Raw genomic sequence first — 20,849 nt, 5'->3', positions numbered from 1 at the left:
TTCTTCTTGCAGGACTTCTTAAGCCTTGTTCCCAGGCTATGCCTGGGAATACATACTCGGAGGCTCTGCCTCCAATTCCCCAATCTAAAATCTAAAATCTAAAATCTAAAATTGTTTAATGGCGCAAGTTGTATTAGAAAATATCTACAAAAGCTTTCCTCTCCGCCAAGGAGAACAGGAAAAAGAAGCAAACACCGTCGCAGAAAGTGTCTCGCATCTAGCCGAGCGCCCTGCGTCTAACAGCGTTTTGCGGCGCATTAACCTGACGGTCGAAGACGGGGAGTTCATGGTGCTGGTGGGCCCTTCTGGCTGCGGAAAAAGCACTTTGCTGCGATCGATCGCCGGTTTGGAAGTTTTGACGGCCGGCAATATTTGGGTTGGCGATCGACTCCTTAACGATTTGCCTCCTAAAGACCGAGATATCGCTATGGTATTTCAAAATTATGCTCTCTATCCTCACTTAACAGTTTACGATAATCTCGCCTTTGGATTGCGCCGCTCGGAAAGGGAGAAGGAAGAAGGAAGTTCGGCAACGGATTCTGTAACGGATGTAACGGATGTAACTGATAGAAGGAACAAGGAACAAGGAACAAGGGAAAAGGGAGCAGCTAGAAGGAAGCAGCTAGAAGGGAGCAGAGAGAAGGGAGAAGAGACAGAAAAAGAAAAAGGAAGCAGGGAGAAGGCAGAAAAAATCAGGAATCAGGTAAAAGAGCTTATTAATTATTTAGCTTCTAATACTTTAAACAACGAGCGAATATATGCTTTATGGGAGGATTTTTTGGTAGGAGCTACTCGCAAGTTGCCTCCAGGTTTGCGCTATTTGTCGGAACGGGAAAAGGCTGTAGGGAAACGAGTGCGGGAGGTAGCTGAATTATTGCAAATAGAATCTCTTTTAAATCGCTTGCCGAAACAACTTTCGGGAGGGCAAAAGCAGCGGGTAGCTTTGGGTAGGGCGATGGCTAGGAATCCTGAAGTTTTTTTGATGGACGAACCGCTATCGAATCTGGATGCAAAATTGAGGGCCCAAACGAGATCGCAAATTGTGCAGTTGCAGCGACAGTTGGGAACTACAACTATTTATGTAACTCACGACCAAACTGAGGCGATGACTATGGGCGATCGCATTGCTATTATGAAGGTCGGCCAGATTCAGCAAGTAGCTCAACCTCTAGAGCTTTACAACAAGCCGGCTAATCTGTTTGTGGCTGAGTTTATCGGTTCTCCGCCGATGAATTTTTTGTCTGTGGAATTTAGTGCTCCGCTGTTGATTTCTCACCCGCAATTTCGCTTTACTTTACCCGATATTTGGGCAAAAAGTCTACAACAATATGACGGGCGAAGGCTGATTTTGGGCATTCGGCCGGAACATCTGAGCATTAACCCTCCGGCTACCAAAAATCTTTCGGTACAAGTGGAAATTGTAGAGGCTTTGGGACACGAAACTTATTTGGGGGTTTGTTTGACGGATGCTCCGGCGGTGAGGATGCAAGTGCGGGTTCCTCCTGAGCGATCGATCCGAGTTGGCGAAGAGCTTTGGTTGGCTATCGCCCATGACAAGATTCACTTGTTCGACCCTGATACCGAGTTGGCTATTTTTCCTAGTTAGGCAAAATCCTCAAGGTCGATCGACCGTTGTGACCGATATCACCAATCACAAGCTTGCATTTTTATCAAGGAATGTTATATTTATTTACATAAGCCTTACAAAAGTTAACGAAGGGAGTTCGCACTATGCAAGAACAAAAACGCAATGCTTGGAACTGGGGCTTCACCGAAGGCGCCGAAAATTGGAACGGTCGTTTGGCGATGATTGGTTTCTCTGTCGCTGTCATCATCGAATTGGTTTCCGGTCAAGGTCTGCTTCACTTTTGGGGCGTGATGTAATTTTCTAGTTAAGACTTTTTTGACAATGCAAAGCTTGGGAGTTCCGTTACGGACTCCCAAAATTTTGACAGCGCGATTTGGGCCACAAATAGGCAATTGCTCCCGGCAGTTAGCAGCACAAAATTTAACAGCTATAGCTCAAACCGGGTCGGGGGGTTCCCCCCCCCAAAAGAGTGATAATCACTCTTTCGGGTGATGCTAGCAAATTACTCTAGCGGATATATTCTTTCAAGATGCTGTTCCGGTTGGGATGGCGCAACTTCCGCAAAGCTTTAGCCTCGATTTGGCGAATCCGCTCGCGGGTGACGTTAAAGATTTGACCAATTTCCTCCAAGGTCTTCATCCGTCCGTCATCTAAGCCGTAACGCAGCCGCAGTACATCCCGTTCGCGGGGGCTGAGAGTATCCAAAACGCTTTCCAAGTCTTCCCTGAGCAGGTTTTTGGAGACTTGATCTTCTGGTGTTTCCCCGTCAGATTCAATAAAGTCTCCCAGACGTGAGTCTTCCTCTTTGCCGATCGGAGTTTCTAGAGAGATTGGCAATTGTGCGGACTTAGCAATGAACCGCAACTTCTCGATCGTCATTTCCATGCGGGTAGCAATTTCTTCTTCCGTAGGCTTGCGACCCATTTCCTGAGACAGGAGTTTAGTAGTTTTCTTGATCCGCGAAATGGTTTCGTAAAGGTGAACAGGTAGGCGGATAGTGCGCGATTGGTCGGCAATTGCTCGGGTGATAGCCTGACGTATCCACCAAGTTGCGTAGGTAGAAAACTTGTAGCCTTTTTCGTGATCGAATTTTTCAGCGGCCCGGATCAGACCCAAAGAGCCTTCCTGAATCAAATCTTGGAAAGACAAACCGCGATTCATGTATTTTTTGGCGATCGACACCACCAAACGCAGGTTTGATTGCACCATTTTTTCCTTGGCCCGACGGCCGACGTGAAGTCGGTGACGGAATGCAGGAAGTGCCATATCTACAGCATTCGCCCATTCGCTGTCTTTGGGTTCGCGGTTATACTCTTCGAGCAGTTGTTCTCGAACTCGCTCTAATTCCAGCAAATCTGCAATCTTGCGCGCTAGTTCAATCTCTTCGTCAGCTCGCAGCAGTCGAATCCGACCGATTTCTTGCAGGTAAAGACGAATAGAGTCTTCAGTATAATGCTTTTTCTTTGCCTGTGCCCGACGGCGGGCTTTGGCGCCTTTGCCAGCTTTAGTGTCGTCCTCAGATTGAGAGTCTAAGAATTCTTCTCGATCGTCTTCTTCGTCGATAAAGAGTTCCAACTCGCTCTCAGGTAGAACGCTTTCGGCGCCCCGAAGCAACTCGAGTGTTTCCATTTCCGGTGTAATTGTGGTTGCGAGTACGGTGTTAGCCTGGATCATGCCGTCTTCCTCATGCTCCTGAATTAAAGAATAAATAACAGTGGAATAGTGTCTGTTTGTAGTTTAGACAAGTTAGCCAGTATTGACATTCCCGCAGGAAAAAATAGTGGGATTTTCGGTTTGCTAGCTGAATCTGTTACCGAAACTGCACCTGTTTTATGAGTCACGGTTCGAGTTCTGGTTTGAAGCAGGCAGCGCATTCAATCGATCGCAAATTTTAACATCGCGACCTTGAATTGAGCTAGCGGCTTTTTCTTTCGGAACGAGTTACCACATCACCTGCGATACCTTGCCCACAGAAGCAAACCATGAAGTGCGATCGATCGCACTTCCAAAAATACTGGCTTTTTTACTCGGTACTTCGAGCTTTTACCCGTACAAGTTTTCCCGCACGGAACCCTCTAACTTTTGTATTTGAGGTATCGAACTTTTGATTCGCCTTGCTTTCACTCTGGTTGTCAGACATGACAGTTGCACGGCAAATTTTCGCCACCTTGGATGTCGGTCTGCTGCCTCAAATGCAACAGCAGAGGGTTGAAGCACCAAAAGGGGAGAATCGGATCTTGCCAAGACCTTCCCGATTGTAGCCTTTCTCACAAAAAATGGAAGTTGTTTTCCATTGTTTGTCAAGAACTAGGAAAACTCTGTCAGCTTAGCTTGACAATACTAACTCATGTCCAGCTCTGCTAAATCCTGAGAACGGCCCGCAAAAACTTTGGCACGATCGAACGGCGCTGTTTTCTGCGTATATCTGGGTGAACGGCTGCGGCGTAGTTGGCCAGACAGTTAGCAGACAATTTTTGAGTTGCCCAAATTGGAACCAATACCATCCGTGTAGATACACCCATCATTACCCTGTTTCCCTGAATTGAATCATACGCAATCTGCGATTGAATAAAGCTCGTAGCTTTAGTTTTAAGCCGGCCACTCTGGATTAGAGACCGACTCTGACCCCCTATGAAGCGTTGCGGGTTGAGTAGTGCAACAGGGGCTTTCATTGTTAAGTTAGCTCAAATCTCAGAAATTGGCTTTAATTTTGACGTTAAATCACATTAAGTTCTTAACGTCACATTCTTATTTAAGCAGTTCGACACGAGTTTGTCGCGTCCGTGGCAAAAACCACCCGGATAAATTCTACTGAGAGTTAACCCGCCGCGCAACTCTCGGCTGTGGACTTCTCTAAAATTTTTGGCTTTCGGTTCGCACTTACGCGATCGCACTGTCTCACAAACAATACAATTCGACATCTCCCGGAAGTATAACTTCACGATTCCTTTAAATACATTGTGACAGTGTGAAGATTCAATAAACTCCTTCCATCAATTTTAGGTAGGATTCCCGAATTGTCTTGATAATTTCAAGCAGACGGAAAAAAATCCCCAGCGGACGTTGATGCAACTACCTGCAGATGATAACTCCGCCAGGGAAGGAAAATTTACCCAGTTAGCGATGTGCTTGCTATTGTTGGAGAAGGCATAAGCTGCAGGATGCGCTTAAAGAAATGGAACGGTAGGACGTTGGTGCGATGCTCAAAATTTTGTTATTATTTACAGCGTGTCATCAGAAAGCACAGAGCCTTGCTTTATCCTCTAGTGTGGTTTAAATTATGTGGCTTGACCTTTAGGGGAGGAAGCTATCAATAAAAATTTCAGCTCCGTGCCTGTATTGACAACAGAACGAAGGTTTACGAAAAAGAATTCACCTGATTGAGATAAAGATTTAGTAATTAATCGGGCCGAGATTACCATCTCTTTATAGCGCCTGTTTGTAGTCAGGACTTCAGTTTTTTTATATTTGTGAATAAGCACTAAAGTCCTGACTGCCAACTTAATTTAACCGCAAGACAGATTACTGCTGATTCCGCAGGCGAGGGTTAACAAACTCGTTTAATCCTTCCCCCACCAAAGATAGTCCCACTACCATTAAAGTCATCGCCAAACCGGGAAACAAAGCTGTCCACCAAATACCAGTAGGTAGCGCATCTAAAGCTAAACGCAAGTCGTGTCCCCATTCGGGAGTTGCTTCGGGAAGTCCTAATCCGAGAAATCCCAAACCTCCTAATGTTAAAATTGCATCGGCCGCGTTGAGCGCAAACAGCACCGGTACGCTCTGAATCACATTCAGAAACAGGTAGCGCGAAAGCACTGTCCAAGTGTCAGCACCCATTGCTCGCGCGGCTTCGACAAATAATTCGGTTTTGACGCTGACGGTGTGATTCCTCACGACGCGGTAGTATTGAGGGATGTAGGAAATGCTCAGGGCGATCGCAGCATTCAAAACTCCTTTTCCCACTACAAATGCTAGCGTCAGAGAAAGTAGCAGCCCCGGCAAAGTATAAATTGTATCCATTAAAAATAACAACACTCGATCGAGCTTGCCACCCAAATAACCGCTAACCAAACCCAGCGGCACACCGATAAACAAACTCAAAGCAGTGGCTAAAATTACCACTTGCCAAGCCGCGCGAGAAGCAAACAGCGTGCGGGAAAACACATCGTAGCCGCTGCGGCTAGTACCAAACCAATAATTCGCCGACGGCGGTTCGTGGATGGGGTTACTCAAAGCCTCGGTAGGATTTTGCAGCCATCCCCAAGCTTGCATAGCTGGAGACAAGGTTGCTACCAATATAAACACGGCAGTTATTGTCAAACCTGCCCACATCATTTTCATTGACAGGCTTGACGGTGAGGCACTGTTGAGAAATCGCGGCAGTCGGAGGCGGCTTTGAGCCATAATGACGATCGACCTATATAAGACTTTTCGATTTTAGTAGCACTCAGGCGAAAAAACCCGGAACAGTCAATCGATTTTAGATTTTAGATTTTAGATTTTCGATTGACCCCACGGATAAATGCTCTTTCTTGAGGATTTTCGATTTTCGATTTGGGATTGATTCCACGGATAAATCACGTGGCGGGTACCACCTTTGAAATTCCTGGTCAAAAATCCTCTTTCTCATTCGCCAAACACTCGCGACAAACCGGGTTTTTTCGCGCGATGGGGCTAAAAAAACCCGGTTTCTCCCCTGCACGAGACTGGCGCGCAGGGGAGAAACCGGGTTTTTGGCAGGTGGGACACAAGTTGAGTTTAGGAAAAATCTCTCTTGGCACACCTCCAATCTAAAATCGATCGAATTCCTACAAATTACTGGCAATTAACTCGCGGTACTGGCTTTTCGGCTTAACTCCTTTGAGCTCAGCCACCAAATCTTTGTCTTTGAAATACTGAATCGTCGGCGTACCCATCACGCCAGCATTTTCAGCAATTTCAGGATCTTCTTCGATGTCAATTTCCACGTAGTGGATTTTGCCATCGAACTCATCTACTACTTTGCTCAAAATCGGCTTGAGGCTGTGGCAAGGCCCACAACTCGGAGAGGCATATTTGACCACAATCAGTCGATCGCTATCGTGGAACAACTTCCGCAAAGCATAACCTCCTTCGTGGCGCGTCTCTTGGATATCAAAGTTCTCGCTGGTTTTGCGTACTTTTGGAGTTTCTGGCGCTGCTAGGGGTTGCTCGGATTCCTCAGTTTGATGGAATTCCTGCGTTAAACCGTTAACTGACAGCCAACGTTCTGCCAGCATCGCACCCATACAGCCGCTGCCGGCTGCGGTGATTGCTTGGCGAAACTCGTGGTCTTGCACGTCGCCGACGGCGTAAACTCCCTCGACGCTGGTTTCTACCGAACCGTGTTTGGTGGCGATATAGCCTACTTCGTCGAGTTCTAGCTGACCTTGGAACAGTTGAGTGTTGGGAGTGTGACCGATCGCGTAAAACAATCCTTTCACCAGCAAATCGCTCTCGGCGCCGGTCTCGATATTTCTAATTCTCACCCCGTCCATTTTGCCCCCTGGCTCTCCCAAGATATCCACTGCTTCGGTGTTCCAGTGCACGGTAATTTTGGGATTGCTCAGCACTCGGTCTTGCATGGCTTTGCTGGCGCGCATTCGATCGCGCCGCACCAGCATATGTACATGAGAGCCGTATTTTGTCAAATAAATAGATTCTTCCGCTGCGGTGTCGCCCGCGCCGATGACAGCTAAGTCTACTCCTTTAAAAATTGGGGTAGCGCCGTCGCAAATCGCACAGGCCGAAATGCCGTGACTCCAAAATACGTGTTCGCTAGGTAGCCCCAGCCGTTTCGCCGTCGCGCCTGTAGCGATTACTATCGTGTGGGTTTTGATTTCTCTGTCTTCCGATCGCACTGTAAACGGACGCTTGGTCAAATCCACCGAAATTACATCTTCTGTGTATAATTCGGCACCCCAGCGCACTGCTTGAGCTTTCATCCGATCCATCAGTTGCGGCCCGGTGATGCCTTCGGGAAAGCCGGGAAAGTTTTCGACTTCTGTGGTGGTCATCAGTTGACCGCCGGGGATGCCTCCCATTTGGTAGCCTTCAAAGACTACGGGTTTCAGGTTTGCCCTCCCCGCGTAGATGGCTGCTGTGTAGCCTGCTGGGCCTGAGCCGATAATTACTAGGTTTTCTACGGTTTCGTCGGTCATAGCTATTTAATTAAACTCATAACGACTTCGTTTTACTAATTCTAGCAGAGTTCGATCGAGTTTGGTGGGATGCCATTGTGCGATCGAGGATCTGTATCTATATCTTGAGGGTCGATCGGTCTTCGGGGCAACTCCAGCTACTTTGATAAGCAAAAACAATCTAAAAGTCGATTTAGTTTTAAATGTTCGATCTATTTTAAGGGCTGAAATCTTAAGAAAATCTAAAGACGACCAAAATTATTGACTTCATTCTCAATTATTTTACCTATTTACTTGTTTTGAGGCTTGTGGTACGATTTTCATAATCCAGGGGCATTATGACTAATTTTACTTTTTGACGCTGCAAGCTTTTAAAATCGTAAAATTAACGAATTCGCAAATGTAATAAGTACAATTATTTATGCAAAATCCGCATTTGATGGTTTAAGAATTGTAACGCAGATTTTGCCATTTTTGACAAAATACAGTATTTGTGGTATGCAAGGTGCGATCGGGGGAAATTAGAAGGAAATTTTTAACCGCTTCGGAAGCACAGGCGGGACGCCCGTGCCACGATAAACATAGAATTTTATAATTGTGTCTGAATGGATAAAATCAAGATATTGTTTGTGTGCAGTCAGAATAAGTGGAGAAGTTTGACTGCCGAGAAGATATACCAGAAGGTTAGTGGCTACAGCGTGCGATCGGCGGGAACGGAAAAAGGTGCAAGAATTAGAGTAACTGAGGGTTTGCTGGGCTGGGCGGATTGGATATTTGTGATGGAGAAGAAGCATGGCGATCGACTTCGCAGCAAATTTCCGCAAAGTCTCGAAGGCAAGAAAGTTATTTGCCTGCAAATCCCGGACAATTACGAATATATGGAACCGGAGTTAGTCGAGCTTTTGCAGGCGAAACTGAATCCCTATATGGAAATGCCAGAGAACGAGATAAATTTTATGCAGCGAGTTTTGGAACCGGAAGTGATGGATTCCTTGGAAGAGGCGATCGAATACGATTCGATGGACTTTACTGAGGTTAATGCTGCTTTTGCTCAGAGTGCTGCGGCGTTGGGGCCGGTTTTTGGAAACGTTTTGGATGCGGGGACGGGTACGGCGAGAATTCCGATCGCCCTTTCTCAACTCCGGCCTGAGTGGAAATTGACTTGCATCGATTTGTCGCCAAATATGCTGAAAGTTGGGGCCCAAAATGTGGAAAAGGCGGGGGTGCGATCGCAAATTAGTCTCGAATTAATCGATGCTAAGGCCATGCCGTATCCAGACAGTTATTTTGACATGGTGATTTCCAACAGCATTATCCACCATTTGCCCGATCCGCTGCCGTTTTTGCAGGAAGTCAAGCGGGTGTTGAAGCCGCAGGGAGCAATTTTTTTGCGGGATTTGCTGCGGCCGGAAAAAGCGGAAATTAGGGATAATTTAGTCAATCTGTATGCGGGAGATTGCAACGCGCATCAGAAACAGTTATTCAGCGATTCGTTGCAAGCAGCATTTACGCTGGATGAAGTTGAGGAGATGATCCAAAATGCCGGGTTGGATGGGTTGAGGATTTATGAATCTTCAGACAGACACTGGACGGCAGAACGTGCTTGGTGCGAGTCTTTGTAGGCACGGGGCGATCGGTTGCAAATATCTACTTTTGGGCAGGAAGAATTAGTATGATTGAACCGCGAAGACGCGAAGGACACGAAGGAAGAATAGGGAAGAAAAAGCCAGAATCAGCGTTAGGGTAATGGAATTATGCGGCGCATGAGGTTTCCGCTAATGTCTTCATCCAACCACTCAAGTGCATCGGGTTCCCAGTAGGCAGTTGCTAGTGGCAACCAACCAAAAAAAGAGCCAAGTCCACCGCAAATGGAGCATCCGCCGTCTCCGCCTCGGACTGTATGTTTGTCGCTAATTACCTCGCCATCGTAAGGATTTTGAGCGATGTGGAGTCCGAAAAGGTTGGGCTGCAAGTGGAGTTTCCAGTCGGCTGCCTTGTCAGTTGGGTAGCAATCGCTAGGATTTAAGTCTCCCCAGCGAAATAGAGTGGTACTTCCGGCACCGCAAGCATACTCCCATTCGTCGAAAGTTAGCAAGCGCAGTCCTTCAGTCGCCAATTCAGTCGCGAGTTCTTCATGCGTTTTGCTCGTAATTTGCCAAGCCTCAATCGAGCCATCCTCAGCACGATCGAATCCGTATCTATCGTTACATATCATCCTCTGCCTGTCTGGAAACTCTTTTAATAAATTCTGGATTTTAAGTGACTCCGAACTAATTGCCTCAAGACCGATTTTTGTTGGTTTAATTTCTACAAGCATCGGCGAAAATGTCACCTTTCGAGGAGGTGTAGTGACGCTTTGGACGTAAGAGTATATATCTCGATCGATCTCATACACCTGGGCAGTATCTTGAAATGATTCGATTTGCTCGTCTGTCGGGCGAAAGTTGTAGGCTTCGTATCCGATTTGGACTTCACCTCCTGGCATCAGAGAAAATAAAGCTCCTCCATACTCGAAAATGGCAATAGAGAGTTCGGGGCCGCCATCAGGGTAAAATCGCAAACCTTTAAAAATTACTGACTGTGGCAGATGTGCTGCTAATTCCTGTGAGTAGCGATTTTTTTGTTCTTCGCTCAATTTTTGCCATTCCTGCAATTCCATAAGCCAAAAGTTCCTCAACTCAAGTAGAGTTAACGTAGGGTGCGTCGCCCTTGAAAATTCTCGCCCTTGTGTATTTATCCCATAGCGACGCACCATACCGCGATATATCTCCTATCCGTAAAATTCTTAGACTCGTGACTGCCAAGTTTTCGGCTCTCGCTTGCTGTGAAATATCCCGATAACTACAATTTGCTCCGGTTCAACACGGTAGAAAATTAAGTAGGGAAACTGTCGCACAACTATGCGCCTCATTTCTTGGAAAATAGTTGGGTAGGCTTCTGGGGTCACGCTAATTCGATCGAGTGCTTCTTCTATACGATTGAGAAACTCTACTCCAAGTCCTGCACTTTGTTGCTCGTACCAATCAACAGCCTCATCAAACTCTTCTTGTGCAGCCGGACGAAGGACAATAGAAAGGCTCACTGTTGCAACCTCGCCATTGTTCTAGCTTTCACTTGTTGCCAAGAAATAACCGCACTGGGGTTTGTTTCGTGGTCTAGGAGGCGGCGAGATAGCTCTATCCTTTGAGATTCTGTTAATTCAAGATGTTCGGGATCTTCACTTATACTGTCCCATATCGCTTGTACTAAGCGAATTCTATCATTAACGCTCAAACTAATAATTTCTGCAAGAGTACCAGCGAGATCCATAGCTTAAAAATGCGTCACAGCTCAATACTTTTCCACATTTTATCACAAAGATTGCTGGAAAGGAGCGATCGCACCTTTCCAGCTATGGGTCGTATCCTTGGGCGATCGGTTTGTTGTTTAATTAAGATGCTTAAGCATCTTAATTAAACAATGTGCGATCGAGGTTATGCCGAAAAAGCCCGTTCCGCGACCTGAAAATGAAGAGTCGCATTTGAAGAAGCTCAGGGAAGAACTGGAGATGAGTCAGGAAGATTTGGCGCGAGAGCTTGGCGTTTCGTCGCAAACCATCAGCCGTTGGGAGTTGGGGAAGAATGTGCCGACGTTCACCGTCAAGCAGATGAAAGCTTTGGAGAAATTGCTGGCTAGCATCGGGAGGTCGATCGGAGATTTGCCAGACAATCTGTGATGGAAACCATTAAACCAGCCCACGGATAAATCCCTGGATCGCTTTTTCCAATCTAAAATCTAAAATCTAAAATCTAAAATCACTCGATCGCGCCCTAGGTCTTTAGCATGATAAAGCGCGCGGTCTGCCGCTGCAATCAAGTTTTCGTGGGAAGTTTCGGACACAGGAAACGTGCTCGCTACCCCCAAACTCAGCGTCACGAAAGAACACACCGCTGAATTAAGGTGTTCGATTTCTAGTTCTTTGACGCAAACTCGAATTCGCTCTGCAATCCAAACAGCTATTTCAGACGAAGTGCGGGGTAAAATTACCGCAAATTCTTCACCTCCGTAACGAGCCACCAGAGTCTCCCCCGAAACTGCGCCTGCTGAGTAATGTACAGCCTCAACAATAGTTTTGGCTACCTGTTGCAAACAAGCATCTCCCGCCTGATGCCCGTAAGTATCGTTGTATTTCTTAAAAAAGTCAACATCGCATAAAATCAAAGATATTTCTGCCGCAGCTTCTCCCAATTCTTGCCATTCTTTTTGTAAGTATTCGTTAAAACAGTGGCGGTTGGCAATCTGAGTTAAGCCATCTAAGTTAGCAAGGCGATACAATTCTGAATTAGCTGCTTTTAATTGAGAATTAGCTGCTTCTAGCTCGGATTGCGTGACTGATAAATTGTAATAAAGTTCGCTCATAGACCAAGTAGCTTCTTGGTGAATTTGGGATAAAGCTACCCAGAGTTGATGCACGTCTAAAAGTCGGTAAACTTGAGGTTCTAACTGCACAACAATCGGCTCGTAAAGCAGTTCCGGCGGTCGCTGCACGGATCGCTGAGCTGCCATGACAATTAAGGCTACTCCTGGTAAAATCAAACTATCGGTTTGAGCTATTTGATACAAGGCTATAATCGGTCTGCAAGCAAATATATCTACTCCGTAAGGGCGGCTCATGCGTTCCATAAATCGCCGACGCGATATCATCCCTAAAAATTCTCCATTTACGGTTAAGATAACTCCCGGAAGCAGCGGGTGAGATTGAAAAAACCGGGCTACTTCTTTGGCTAGATATGAGGAGTCAACCTGAAAATTGAATAGAGCCAGATCCTTAAGAGTAGACTCTAAAGATAAATTTTTGGGTGAGTTTTCTGGCGAGTTGGACGGCTCAATAAATTCAACAGACACAGCACAGATCCGAATAAATAAATAATAAAGAAGCTACAAAGCTAGTGTCAGATATTAACTTATACTAACATTTATTTATGAACAGTCACTGTATTCTTGACTACACTGTTTATTTCAAGGGATAAGCTGCTGCGTTAGCTTCTGCCTTGCCTGCATTGCATTACATTGATTCATCCTCACTCAATTAGAAAGCTATTGAGTTATTATTCATTTTTTTAATGTTGGCTTTTTGCGTCGTAATAAAAATATTTCAGCGCCATTCCTTAACTCATTCAATGCGATCGCACACTCAAGAAACCTGGTTTTTATTTAAACCTGGGTCAAAGCTGTAACAATGTTTAAATAAAAAGACGTGGTTTCTGTCGCTGTTCTCAACTCAAAACTGAAAACTGAAAACTGAAAACTCAAAACTCCCTCACCACCCCCAAGTTCCTGGCCCTCCCTTAAACGGGCCGACAATATCTTTGGTAATCCAGCCGCCGTAAAAATCCCCTGGTTGAGATTGCACTAATTCCCCATCCACATAACAGGCATCCATCTTGCTCGGATAAAAAGCCACATAATCTTTAATAGCTGCAAAAACCTGATTAGGATTGGGATAAAACCAAGCAGCATTTACTACTTCTTTCGACTCTACCGTCACAGTGTAATAACCGGCTTGTCCCTTCCACTCGCACCAAGAACCTCGTAAAGTTTTGTGCAAATATTCCATTTTGATGTCATCGGGGCAGATATAGTAGGCAGGAGGGTGGCTTGTCTCCAATACCCGCTGAGGACGGCGCGTGTCGGCGATCGTCACTCCATTAAAAATTATCTGTACGTGTTTGGTCGATTCCTCAAGCCGAGGGGGACGCGGGTAATCCCAAACAGACTCTTGACCAGGGCCGGGCTCTATTCGATCGAAGTTCATTCGCACCATCTCCCCTGTAAAAAAACAATTAGCGACTTAGCATTACAATTTTAATGTACCCTTAATCGAGTCGCTGCTTCAGAGCAAACCAGCTTTTCTCAACTCTTCGTCATATGAGTATTCGCGGTATAGATGTTTCCGACTACCAGCCCAATGTCAATTGGCCAGCAGTTGCCCGGGATGGTATCACCTTCAGTTTTGTCAAATCGACCGAAGGTGCAACGTTCGTTGCCCAAACTTTCGCTCGCAATTGGGCGGCGATGAAAGCGGCGGGGATTCAACGCGGTGCTTACCACTTTTTTCAACCTGCAAGCAGCATTCAAGGACAAATAGATTTGTTCTTGAAAACTGTAAAACTCGAACCGGGGGATTTGCCACCAGTCTTGGATATCGAAACTACAGGCGGTTTGACTGCGACTCAATTGTGCGATCGAGCCGCAATTTGGCTAGAAGCAGTCGAAAAAGCCACCTTGATGCGGCCGATTATCTACACGTACCCCGGTTTCTGGGACAACTTGGGGACAAAACGGTTTGCCGATTACCCACTGTGGATTGCTCACTATACCACTGCTGAAGAACCTTGGGTTCCCGGCGGCTGGAAAACTTGGACTTTTTGGCAATACAGCGACAGCGGCAGCGTGTCGGGCGTATCGGGCAATGTAGACACCAATATTTATGAAAGCGTCCGAGAAGGCACCGTAAGTTATAAAGTTGCAGACATCCAAAGGGAATTAAGAATTAAAGGTTTCTATCAAGGCGCGATGGACGGTAAATTTGGAGCTACCACCACAGCGGCGCTCATCTCATTTCAGAAATCTCAAGGTCTCAATCCAGACGGTATTGCCAGCCTCAAAACCTGGGCCGCTTTGATGCGAAAATCTCCCAAAGTAATTGTCCCTCCTCCAGCCCCAACACCCACTCCGCCGCCGACACCCACTCCGACTCCCACTCCCATCTCAGACGTGCGGCTGACTCAGGTATTCTCGTCTTATCAAGCTAAGGCTAGCCAAGATACTGCCTTAATTTGGCTGCAAAGTCAAGTTTCTACCTCTGTTTTAGGGGAATTTGCTCAAAAATGGCGGGCGACTACCTTACCTCAAGATAGTAATTTGCGATTGATAGATGTGGGAAAATTTTATCGCGGTTTAGCACAACAAGACCAAGCTTTAGATTGGCTGCAAAAACAACTTTCTCCGGCTATTATTAACGAGTTTGCACAAAAATGGCGAGCTCAATCAACTGTCACTAATTCTCCGATTCGGCTGATAGATGCGTGCAAATTTTATCGGGCCGCACCCCAGCAAAACCAGGCTTTAGATTGGCTGGAAGGGCGAATTTCGCCGGCCATTCTATCGGAGTTTTTTCGCAGGTGGCAGAATGCGAGTCGATTATAGATTTTAGATTGAGTCTAAAGATGAATCTTGTGATGTAAAATTTTAGATGGGAACTCTACTCTAAAGATGAGTGTGGGAACGATAGATTAGATTATAGATTTTAGATTTACTCTACAGATGAATCTTGGGATTTTAGAGTTTTTTAGATGGAAACTCTACTCTAAAGATGAGTCTGGGGGCGATCGATTTGAGATGTGAGCTTTTTAATTGGAGATTGACCGAAAGCATCCAGGATACAAGCCCCCGGATTTATTCCGAAAGCAGACTCAGGACCGGTGAAATAAAAAACCTGTAAGCTGTCGCGCATTTAAATTGTAGATTGAGGGCGGGCGGGACGCTAGGGCCCCTACTCCCCACAAGACTTTAAAAATTTTTGACATACCATTTAAATGCCGCAACAGCTTATCCGATGAAACTTGCCCCCCGAATTTATCCGTGGGGTCAATACTTCAATTCTAAAATCTAAAATCTAAAATCTAAAATCGATTGACTCCCCATCAAAATTCGTCAAATCCTCTCCCTCTGTGCCCGCATCCCCTCGGACTCTCGAACATAACAGACAATCTCTGGCTTAAGCTGTCGCGCATTTAAATTGTATATTCAGGGCGGGCGGGACGCCCACCCCTACTCCCCACAAGACTTTAATTTTTTTTGACATACCCTTTAAATGCCGCAACAGCTTAGCTACAGCTTACTCGCATCTTTGACGCCAAGAGAATTATCTGATAAAGTTATAGCGACTATCAAGGTTTTTTAATCTTATTGGGAAAAATCCAGGGCCGTGCCGAGTTTGTAAGCTGCGCCGAAAATAGCGCCTGCACTCAAATTACCCGCGATCGAACATTTAAAACTGAGCGGGCAGCCTGTAACAATTATATCTATGGAAATCCCCTTTAACATCACCCAGTTGATGGTCATGACCGTCATCTGTGGCATCAGCGCTCAAGTTATCGCCGCTTATCTGAAAGTTCCGGCGATCGTCTTTTTGCTGTTGTTTGGCATTTTAGCCGGCCCAGACTGCTTGGGAGTGCTGCACCCGAATCTGCTGGGAAGCGGTTTGGAAGTTATGGTATCCCTTTGCGTAGCTTTAATTCTGTTTGAAGGCGGCTTGAATTTGGAATTGCGAGATTTAGGCAAACTTTCCGGCAGCATCCGCAATTTAGTTACCGTAGGCACTTTAATTACGCTCATAGGCGGCGGAATGGCCGCACACTGGTTGGGAGAATTTCCCTGGCCGATCGCATTTTTGTATGCTTCTCTAGTAGTCGTCACAGGCCCGACAGTAATCGGCCCTTTGCTCAAACAAGTATCCGTTGACAAAAAAGTTGCCGCCTTGCTAGAAGCAGAAGGCGTTTTAATCGATCCTGTCGGGGCAATTCTGGCAGTATTGGTGCTGAATATTATTTTGAACGGCAATGCTGATTTGCTGGTTTTGTTCCGAGATTTAATCGTGCGACTCTTCGTTGGCGCACTCGTCGGAGTTGCGGGAGGTTGGCTGCTGGGATTCATTCTCAAGCGATCGCAATTTCTCTCAGAAGACCTCAAAAACTTAGTAGTATTAGCTGGTTTGTGGGGATTTTTCGGCTTAGCAGAAGAAATCCGCAGCGAATCGGGACTGATGGCAACAGTGGTATCCGGCATCGTCCTCAGAGCCGCTGCTGTGCCGGAAGAAAGGCTGCTGAGGAGGTTTAAAGGTCAACTCACAGTCCTTGCTATTTCCATGCTGTTCGTGCTGCTGGCGGCCGATTTATCCCTCGCTAGTGTGGTCGCCCTCGGTTGGGGAAGTTTGTTTACAGTTTTAGCTTTAATGTGGGTAGTGCGCCCGATCAACGTTTGGCTGTGTACTTGGAACAGCGGACTGAATTGGCGGCAGAAATTATTTGTTTGTTGGGTAGCGCCGAGGGGAATTGTCTCAGCGTCGATCGCATCTTTATTTGCAATTTTGCTCACCCAGCGGGGAATCAACGGCGGCGACTCGATTAAAGCCTTAGTTTTCCTAACAATTATTATGACAGTTTTCGTCCAGGGACTAACAGCCGGACGGATGGCTCAACTTTTGGGAATTACCTCAAAATCCGCAACCGGTGCAGCAATTGTCGGGTCAAATCCTTTGAGCAGATTAATTGCTCGCTTGTTTCAAGAACGCGGAGAATCGGTGGCAATTATCGACACCAACCCGGAAGCTTGTGCACAAGCAGAACGAGAGGGTTTGCGGGTGTTTTTGAGCAGTGCTCTGGATCACAGCGTGTTAGAAGAAGCCGGACTGGAATCGATGGGAACTTTTTTGGCAATGACTAACAACGGCGAGGTAAACTTAGTGTTAGCTCAGCGAGCTGCTGAAGAGTTTGCACCCCCAAGGGTTTTGGCAATATTCCCCAAAGATCCGCAAGCAAATACGCCTGCTAATCAGAGTAAAATCAATCAAGCTTTTGTCTCCGATTTGTCGCTGAAGGATTGGAACGAATATTTGAGCGACGGCGAAGTGAAATTGGGGGAAACTGAGTTAAAAACAGAGGGATTGCAGTTTCAGATTGCTCACTTACAAGCTTTAGTTAAAGCCGGGGAGTTAGCGCCGCTGCTGCTGGAAAGGCAGGGATACTTGCAAGTAGTGTCGGCAACTCAGATTTGGCAAGCGGGCGATCGAATTATTTATTTGCTGTACGATCCGACACCGAAATTGTTGAAAAGATTGTCTGGTGCGTCGCAGTCTCGCTTGACTTTGGAAAAGCATCAGGTAGTTGAGGAAGTGCCGATTCCTTCTCCGGTTTTAGAGGAGGTTTTGGAGTCAGCAAAAATAGTTCCAGAGGATGAAATTTTGCAGCCGCCTGTTTCGCGATAAGGGTTTGTATCCCCGATCGTACTCTGTAATCTGCTTGTCGCGATCGTCCTTACTCTGCCTCCCCAATCAAAGTAAATGCCGCCCAATTTCGCGGCTGGGGATGAGTTTTCATCGTAGTTAACATTGCTTGCCGAAGTGCCTGTGCTTTGTCGGGATTATTTTGCAAGTTTTGGTAAAACGACTGCATCAATTCCGATGTCGGCGCATCAGGAACCGCCCATAAAGAAACAATCACACTCGGCACTCCGGCCGAAATCAAAGCGCGCGACAAGCCAATCACCCCATCCCCGGTAATTCTGCCTTCTCCAGTGTTGCAGGCACTCAAAACGACTAAGCTTGCTTGCAGTTTCATGTCGAAAATCTCTTCTGCGGTCAATAAGCCGTCATCGCTACCAGAAGGAGCCATAGCGATCGCACTTCCCAATCCGCGCACATCATCCAGCAATCCATGCGTTGCTAAGTGAATAATCGATGCTTGGGGCATTTTTTGGACGATCGCAGCTTTTGTCCCTTGTGCGCCCGTAATGGCTTGGGTTTTGAGCAGAGGGGCGATCGCTCTAGCTTCGGCTTCGGCCCCAGGTAGAGGAGACAATTGCTGTTTGGGTTCTCCGGGAGACAAAGATACCTGTGGCATCGTGGGATTACCGAGCACCAGAGCATTTCCGCGACCGTTGGCTGGCTGATTGCCTAACTTCTGTCGTTGTTGTCGAGTCAAATCCAATACTTGAATCGAGGGGGCGGTGAGAATGGTGTGTTTTTCGATTAAGTAAGTACCGTTGGCATCTTGCAGGGCGGGAAAAGGCACCTGGAACAGGGAACCTTGGGGAATGAAGATGACGTGGGCATTGGGATCTTTTGGGAGGAGGCTGGCAATGGGCTCGATTAGCAGTTGATGCAGCGTCGGTAAGTTGGGTTGGGGTTGGGCAGAACCAAAACTGCTGCGACTGCGGACAGCGAGAAATTCTTGATTGCCAATGATTAAGTTGGCTAGGGAGGCGTTGTGCTGCAGCCAGAGGGGTTTGAGGTCTACCTCACGGAACGTGATTTCGCCTGTGGGTTGAATCACCCAGATGTAGAGCGCAGATTCACGCGGTTCGCTTTTTCCCTGAATCTGGAAGTTGTTATAGACGATCGAATATTGCACCGAAGTATAGACGATCGAATATTGCACCAAAGTGGCGTTCTGTGATTTCGCGATTTGGCGAATTTGCTCCTGGTTGGGAGCGGCGATGACCGAATTGGCATCACCTGACGATAAGCCCTGTGTCAGGAGATCGACAAAGGCACGAGCACGTCCCCGTTCGGCAATTTCTAACGCGGCGATCGGGTTATTCTGAGCCACCCGAACTTGTTGTAAAGTCCTATAGGTGTGAGCTTGTCCTTCAAAGATGGAGACTTTATTCGCGTCGTTGGAGCCGAGCATTTGTCGCATCGATTCCCAAACTTGAATGGCATTGAGGAGCATTTTCTCAGCTTCTGTGGCGTTGCCAGCTTTCAAGAAGGCCGCTCCGAGGTTGTTGAGTGCCAGACCCTCCCCCTGGCGGTCTTGAATTTCGCGGGCGATCGCTAACTGTTGCTGTGAATACTCAAGGGCTTTGGTATAGTTGCCCAGATTGATGTAAGCGATTCCCAAATTGCCCAGTGCTGAACCTTCTCCTCCGCGGTGTTTGATTTCGCGGGCGATGGCTAAACTCTGCTCTGCATACTCGATGGCTTTGGCATAGTTGCCCAAATTGATGTAAGCTGCTCCCAAATTGCCCAGTGCTGTGCCTTCCTTTTCGCGGTGTTTGATTTCGCGGGCGATGGCTAAACTCTGCTGTGTATACTCAATGCCTTTGGCATAGTTGCCCAAATCGATGTAAGCACCTCCCAAAATGTTCAGTGCCAGACATTCCCCTTCGCGGTGTTTGATTTCGCGGGCGATGGCTAAACTCTGCTGCCCATAATCAATTGCTTTAGCATAGTTTCCCAGATATTTGTAAGCACCTCCCAAAATGCCCAGTGCTCTCCCTTCCCCTTCGAGGTTTTTGATTTCGCGGGCGATGGCTAAACTCTGCTGCCCATAATCAATGCTTTTGGCATAGTTCCCCAAATCGATGTAAGCACCTCCCAAATTACCCAGTGCTACAACCTCACTGTGGCGGTTTTTGATTTCGCGGGCGATGGCTAAACTCTGCTGTGTATACTCAATGCTTTTGGCATAGTTCCCCAGATAGTTATAAGCGAGTCCCAAATGGACCAGTACCAGACATTCCCCTTCGCGGTGTTTGATTTCGCGGGCGATCACTAAACTCTGCTGTCCATAATCAATGGCTTTGGCATAGTTGCCCATATAGAGGTTAGCGATTCCCAAATTGAGCACTGCTGCGCCTTCTCCTTCGCGGTTTTTGATTTCGCGGGCGATGGCTAAACTCTGCTGTCCATAATCAATGGCTTTGGCATAATTGCCCAAATTGATGTAAGCACCTCCCAAATTGCTTAGTACCCAACCCTCCCCTGCACGATTTTTGAGGGCGCGATAAATTTGCAGGGCCTGTTGCCAGGAATTCAACGCTGCTGGGAATTGGCTAGTCTGAAACTGTTGAAGCCCCTGCTGCAAAAGCCGATCGGCCTCTGCTTCACGAGCATCGGTAGTTTGAGCGATCGCTGGGAAGAGAGAGTCAGGAGTAGTTAATAGGGGGATAGTGGCAAGCACGAACAGGGAAATGGAAGCTAGAAAAACATTAGTGAGCCTAGAGTGGGTTGATTTGACTCGCTTAAATGGGGAATACAGCATAGGATTCTAGAGTTGGAATTTAGAGAATTAGCCCGATCGCTCTTTCTGCTGTCGTGGTGCGATCGCCTCAATCTGCCACAGGCGATCGACCTTCCTAGAAGTTTACTCTGCCTCCCCAATCTCGCCGCCGGGATGAGGACTCAAATCTGAATTAGACGACAATTTTAGCGATCGGGCGATCGGTTTGAATCAAACCATTATCCACTGGCATAGTCAAATCCAACCTCAAAACCTGGCGTGTTTGGAGCGTTCATATCCAGAGCCGTCTGCTAAATATGCTCTATTAATGTCCGCTGG

At 46.8% G+C, this 20,849-nt stretch carries 18 protein-coding genes; 7 read left to right on the top strand and 11 right to left on the bottom strand.

Translation table 11 applies throughout. From position 1 onward, the window contains the following. Positions 1-118 precede the first annotated feature (118 nt). Together QT973_RS13820 and QT973_RS13815 are read left to right on the top strand one after the other, a co-directional pair. Positions 119-1,606, top strand: a complete 1,488-nt coding sequence (locus QT973_RS13820; RefSeq protein ID WP_333054811.1) for an ATP-binding cassette domain-containing protein — start codon at positions 119-121, stop codon at positions 1,604-1,606. A 125-nt stretch (positions 1,607-1,731) separates the two neighbouring features. After that, positions 1,732-1,884 carry a chlorophyll A-B binding protein gene (locus QT973_RS13815; protein WP_333054810.1) on the top strand — a complete coding sequence of 51 codons (153 nt, stop codon included), beginning with the start codon at positions 1,732-1,734 and terminating at the stop codon, positions 1,882-1,884. Between the two features lie 211 nt (positions 1,885-2,095). On the opposite strand, the gene rpoD is transcribed toward QT973_RS13815, so the two are convergent. The 4 genes from rpoD to trxB form a co-directional block, all read right to left on the bottom strand. After that, the gene (rpoD, locus tag QT973_RS13810) at positions 2,096-3,262 is read right to left on the bottom strand and encodes an RNA polymerase sigma factor RpoD (RefSeq protein ID WP_333054809.1); all 1,167 of its coding nucleotides are present in this window, start codon (positions 3,260-3,262) and stop codon (positions 2,096-2,098) included. Between the two features lie 686 nt (positions 3,263-3,948). Then, positions 3,949-4,113 (bottom strand): hypothetical protein, encoded by a 165-nt coding sequence (locus QT973_RS13805; protein ID WP_333054806.1) that lies wholly within the window; start codon positions 4,111-4,113, stop codon positions 3,949-3,951. A 997-nt stretch (positions 4,114-5,110) separates the two neighbouring features. Continuing rightward, entirely contained in the window at positions 5,111-5,995 is an 885-nt protein-coding gene (locus tag QT973_RS13800) for an ABC transporter permease (RefSeq protein ID WP_333054802.1), read from the bottom strand. A gap of 404 nt (positions 5,996-6,399) precedes the next feature. Next, positions 6,400-7,770 (bottom strand): thioredoxin-disulfide reductase, encoded by a 1,371-nt coding sequence (gene trxB, locus QT973_RS13795; RefSeq protein ID WP_333054800.1) that lies wholly within the window; start codon positions 7,768-7,770, stop codon positions 6,400-6,402. 584 nt (positions 7,771-8,354) lie between these two features. On the opposite strand from trxB, the gene QT973_RS13790 reads away from it, so the two are divergent. Then, on the top strand, positions 8,355-9,371 hold the full coding sequence (locus QT973_RS13790) for a methyltransferase domain-containing protein (protein WP_333391536.1): 1,017 nt from the start codon (positions 8,355-8,357) through the stop codon (positions 9,369-9,371). Between the two features lie 116 nt (positions 9,372-9,487). Here QT973_RS13790 and QT973_RS13785 read toward each other — a convergent pair whose 3' ends face one another. From QT973_RS13785 to QT973_RS13775, 3 genes are read right to left on the bottom strand one after another with little or no spacing between them, the layout of a single operon-like run. Beyond that, positions 9,488-10,504: a hypothetical protein gene (locus QT973_RS13785; RefSeq protein WP_333391534.1), complete on the bottom strand. Its 1,017-nt coding sequence runs from the start codon at positions 10,502-10,504 to the stop codon at positions 9,488-9,490. A gap of 30 nt (positions 10,505-10,534) precedes the next feature. Further along, on the bottom strand, positions 10,535-10,831 hold the full coding sequence (locus QT973_RS13780) for a type II toxin-antitoxin system RelE/ParE family toxin (protein ID WP_333208263.1): 297 nt from the start codon (positions 10,829-10,831) through the stop codon (positions 10,535-10,537). After that, entirely contained in the window at positions 10,828-11,058 is a 231-nt protein-coding gene (locus QT973_RS13775) for an addiction module protein (RefSeq protein WP_333391533.1), read from the bottom strand. Before QT973_RS13775 ends, QT973_RS13780 begins: the two co-directional genes overlap by 4 nt. Before the next feature lie 166 nt (positions 11,059-11,224). Here QT973_RS13775 and QT973_RS13770 point away from each other — a divergent pair, with 166 nt between their 5' ends. Further along, positions 11,225-11,464 carry a helix-turn-helix domain-containing protein gene (locus QT973_RS13770; protein WP_190735342.1) on the top strand — a complete coding sequence of 80 codons (240 nt, stop codon included), beginning with the start codon at positions 11,225-11,227 and terminating at the stop codon, positions 11,462-11,464. A 59-nt stretch (positions 11,465-11,523) separates the two neighbouring features. Here QT973_RS13770 and QT973_RS13765 read toward each other — a convergent pair whose 3' ends face one another. Beyond that, the gene (locus tag QT973_RS13765; protein ID WP_333340408.1) at positions 11,524-12,633 is read right to left on the bottom strand and encodes a diguanylate cyclase domain-containing protein; all 1,110 of its coding nucleotides are present in this window, start codon (positions 12,631-12,633) and stop codon (positions 11,524-11,526) included. Between the two features lie 415 nt (positions 12,634-13,048). Next, positions 13,049-13,543 (bottom strand): DUF427 domain-containing protein, encoded by a 495-nt coding sequence (locus QT973_RS13760; protein ID WP_333203908.1) that lies wholly within the window; start codon positions 13,541-13,543, stop codon positions 13,049-13,051. Between the two features lie 113 nt (positions 13,544-13,656). Here QT973_RS13760 and QT973_RS13755 point away from each other — a divergent pair, with 113 nt between their 5' ends. Then, positions 13,657-14,937 carry a GH25 family lysozyme gene (locus QT973_RS13755; RefSeq protein ID WP_333234127.1) on the top strand — a complete coding sequence of 427 codons (1,281 nt, stop codon included), beginning with the start codon at positions 13,657-13,659 and terminating at the stop codon, positions 14,935-14,937. A gap of 759 nt (positions 14,938-15,696) precedes the next feature. Here the strand turns inward: QT973_RS13755 and QT973_RS13750 are convergent. Continuing rightward, positions 15,697-15,855, bottom strand: coding sequence for a hypothetical protein (locus QT973_RS13750; RefSeq protein WP_333054830.1), 159 nt, complete (start codon positions 15,853-15,855; stop codon positions 15,697-15,699). Between QT973_RS13750 and QT973_RS13745 the strand changes: the two genes are divergently transcribed. After that, the gene (locus QT973_RS13745; protein WP_333314573.1) at positions 15,818-17,776 is read left to right on the top strand and encodes a cation:proton antiporter domain-containing protein; all 1,959 of its coding nucleotides are present in this window, start codon (positions 15,818-15,820) and stop codon (positions 17,774-17,776) included. The genes QT973_RS13750 and QT973_RS13745 overlap by 38 nt on opposite strands. A 49-nt stretch (positions 17,777-17,825) precedes the next feature. Here the strand turns inward: QT973_RS13745 and QT973_RS13740 are convergent, their stop codons facing one another. Beyond that, positions 17,826-20,471 carry a CHAT domain-containing protein gene (locus tag QT973_RS13740; protein WP_333391530.1) on the bottom strand — a complete coding sequence of 882 codons (2,646 nt, stop codon included), beginning with the start codon at positions 20,469-20,471 and terminating at the stop codon, positions 17,826-17,828. Positions 20,472-20,564: 93 nt separating this feature from the next. Here QT973_RS13740 and QT973_RS13735 point away from each other — a divergent pair, with 93 nt between their 5' ends. Continuing rightward, the gene (locus QT973_RS13735) at positions 20,565-20,702 is read left to right on the top strand and encodes a hypothetical protein (protein ID WP_333391528.1); all 138 of its coding nucleotides are present in this window, start codon (positions 20,565-20,567) and stop codon (positions 20,700-20,702) included. The last annotated feature ends 147 nt before the right edge of the window (positions 20,703-20,849 follow it).

Source organism: Microcoleus sp. Z1_A1, from assembly GCF_036700305.1.
Taxonomy (GTDB): Bacteria; Cyanobacteriota; Cyanobacteriia; order Cyanobacteriales; family Microcoleaceae; genus Microcoleus.
This window is presented reverse-complemented; position numbering and strand designations above follow the sequence as displayed.

What these genes read in the sequence shown, in the direction of transcription:
- QT973_RS13800 (WP_333054802.1), bottom strand. Translation starts at nt 5,995, where the DNA reads ATGGCTCAAAGCCGCCTCCGACTGCCGCGATTTCTCAACAGTGCCTCA.
- QT973_RS13745 (WP_333314573.1), top strand. Translation starts at nt 15,818, where the DNA reads ATGGAAATCCCCTTTAACATCACCCAGTTGATGGTCATGACCGTCATC.
- trxB (WP_333054800.1), bottom strand. Translation starts at nt 7,770, where the DNA reads ATGACCGACGAAACCGTAGAAAACCTAGTAATTATCGGCTCAGGCCCA.
- QT973_RS13785 (WP_333391534.1), bottom strand. Translation starts at nt 10,504, where the DNA reads ATGGTGCGTCGCTATGGGATAAATACACAAGGGCGAGAATTTTCAAGG.
- QT973_RS13775 (WP_333391533.1), bottom strand. Translation starts at nt 11,058, where the DNA reads ATGGATCTCGCTGGTACTCTTGCAGAAATTATTAGTTTGAGCGTTAAT.
- QT973_RS13820 (WP_333054811.1), top strand. Translation starts at nt 119, where the DNA reads ATGGCGCAAGTTGTATTAGAAAATATCTACAAAAGCTTTCCTCTCCGC.
- rpoD (WP_333054809.1), bottom strand. Translation starts at nt 3,262, where the DNA reads ATGATCCAGGCTAACACCGTACTCGCAACCACAATTACACCGGAAATG.
- QT973_RS13760 (WP_333203908.1), bottom strand. Translation starts at nt 13,543, where the DNA reads ATGAACTTCGATCGAATAGAGCCCGGCCCTGGTCAAGAGTCTGTTTGG.
- QT973_RS13750 (WP_333054830.1), bottom strand. Translation starts at nt 15,855, where the DNA reads ATGACCATCAACTGGGTGATGTTAAAGGGGATTTCCATAGATATAATT.
- QT973_RS13770 (WP_190735342.1), top strand. Translation starts at nt 11,225, where the DNA reads ATGCCGAAAAAGCCCGTTCCGCGACCTGAAAATGAAGAGTCGCATTTG.
- QT973_RS13790 (WP_333391536.1), top strand. Translation starts at nt 8,355, where the DNA reads ATGGATAAAATCAAGATATTGTTTGTGTGCAGTCAGAATAAGTGGAGA.
- QT973_RS13755 (WP_333234127.1), top strand. Translation starts at nt 13,657, where the DNA reads ATGAGTATTCGCGGTATAGATGTTTCCGACTACCAGCCCAATGTCAAT.
- QT973_RS13805 (WP_333054806.1), bottom strand. Translation starts at nt 4,113, where the DNA reads ATGATGGGTGTATCTACACGGATGGTATTGGTTCCAATTTGGGCAACT.
- QT973_RS13815 (WP_333054810.1), top strand. Translation starts at nt 1,732, where the DNA reads ATGCAAGAACAAAAACGCAATGCTTGGAACTGGGGCTTCACCGAAGGC.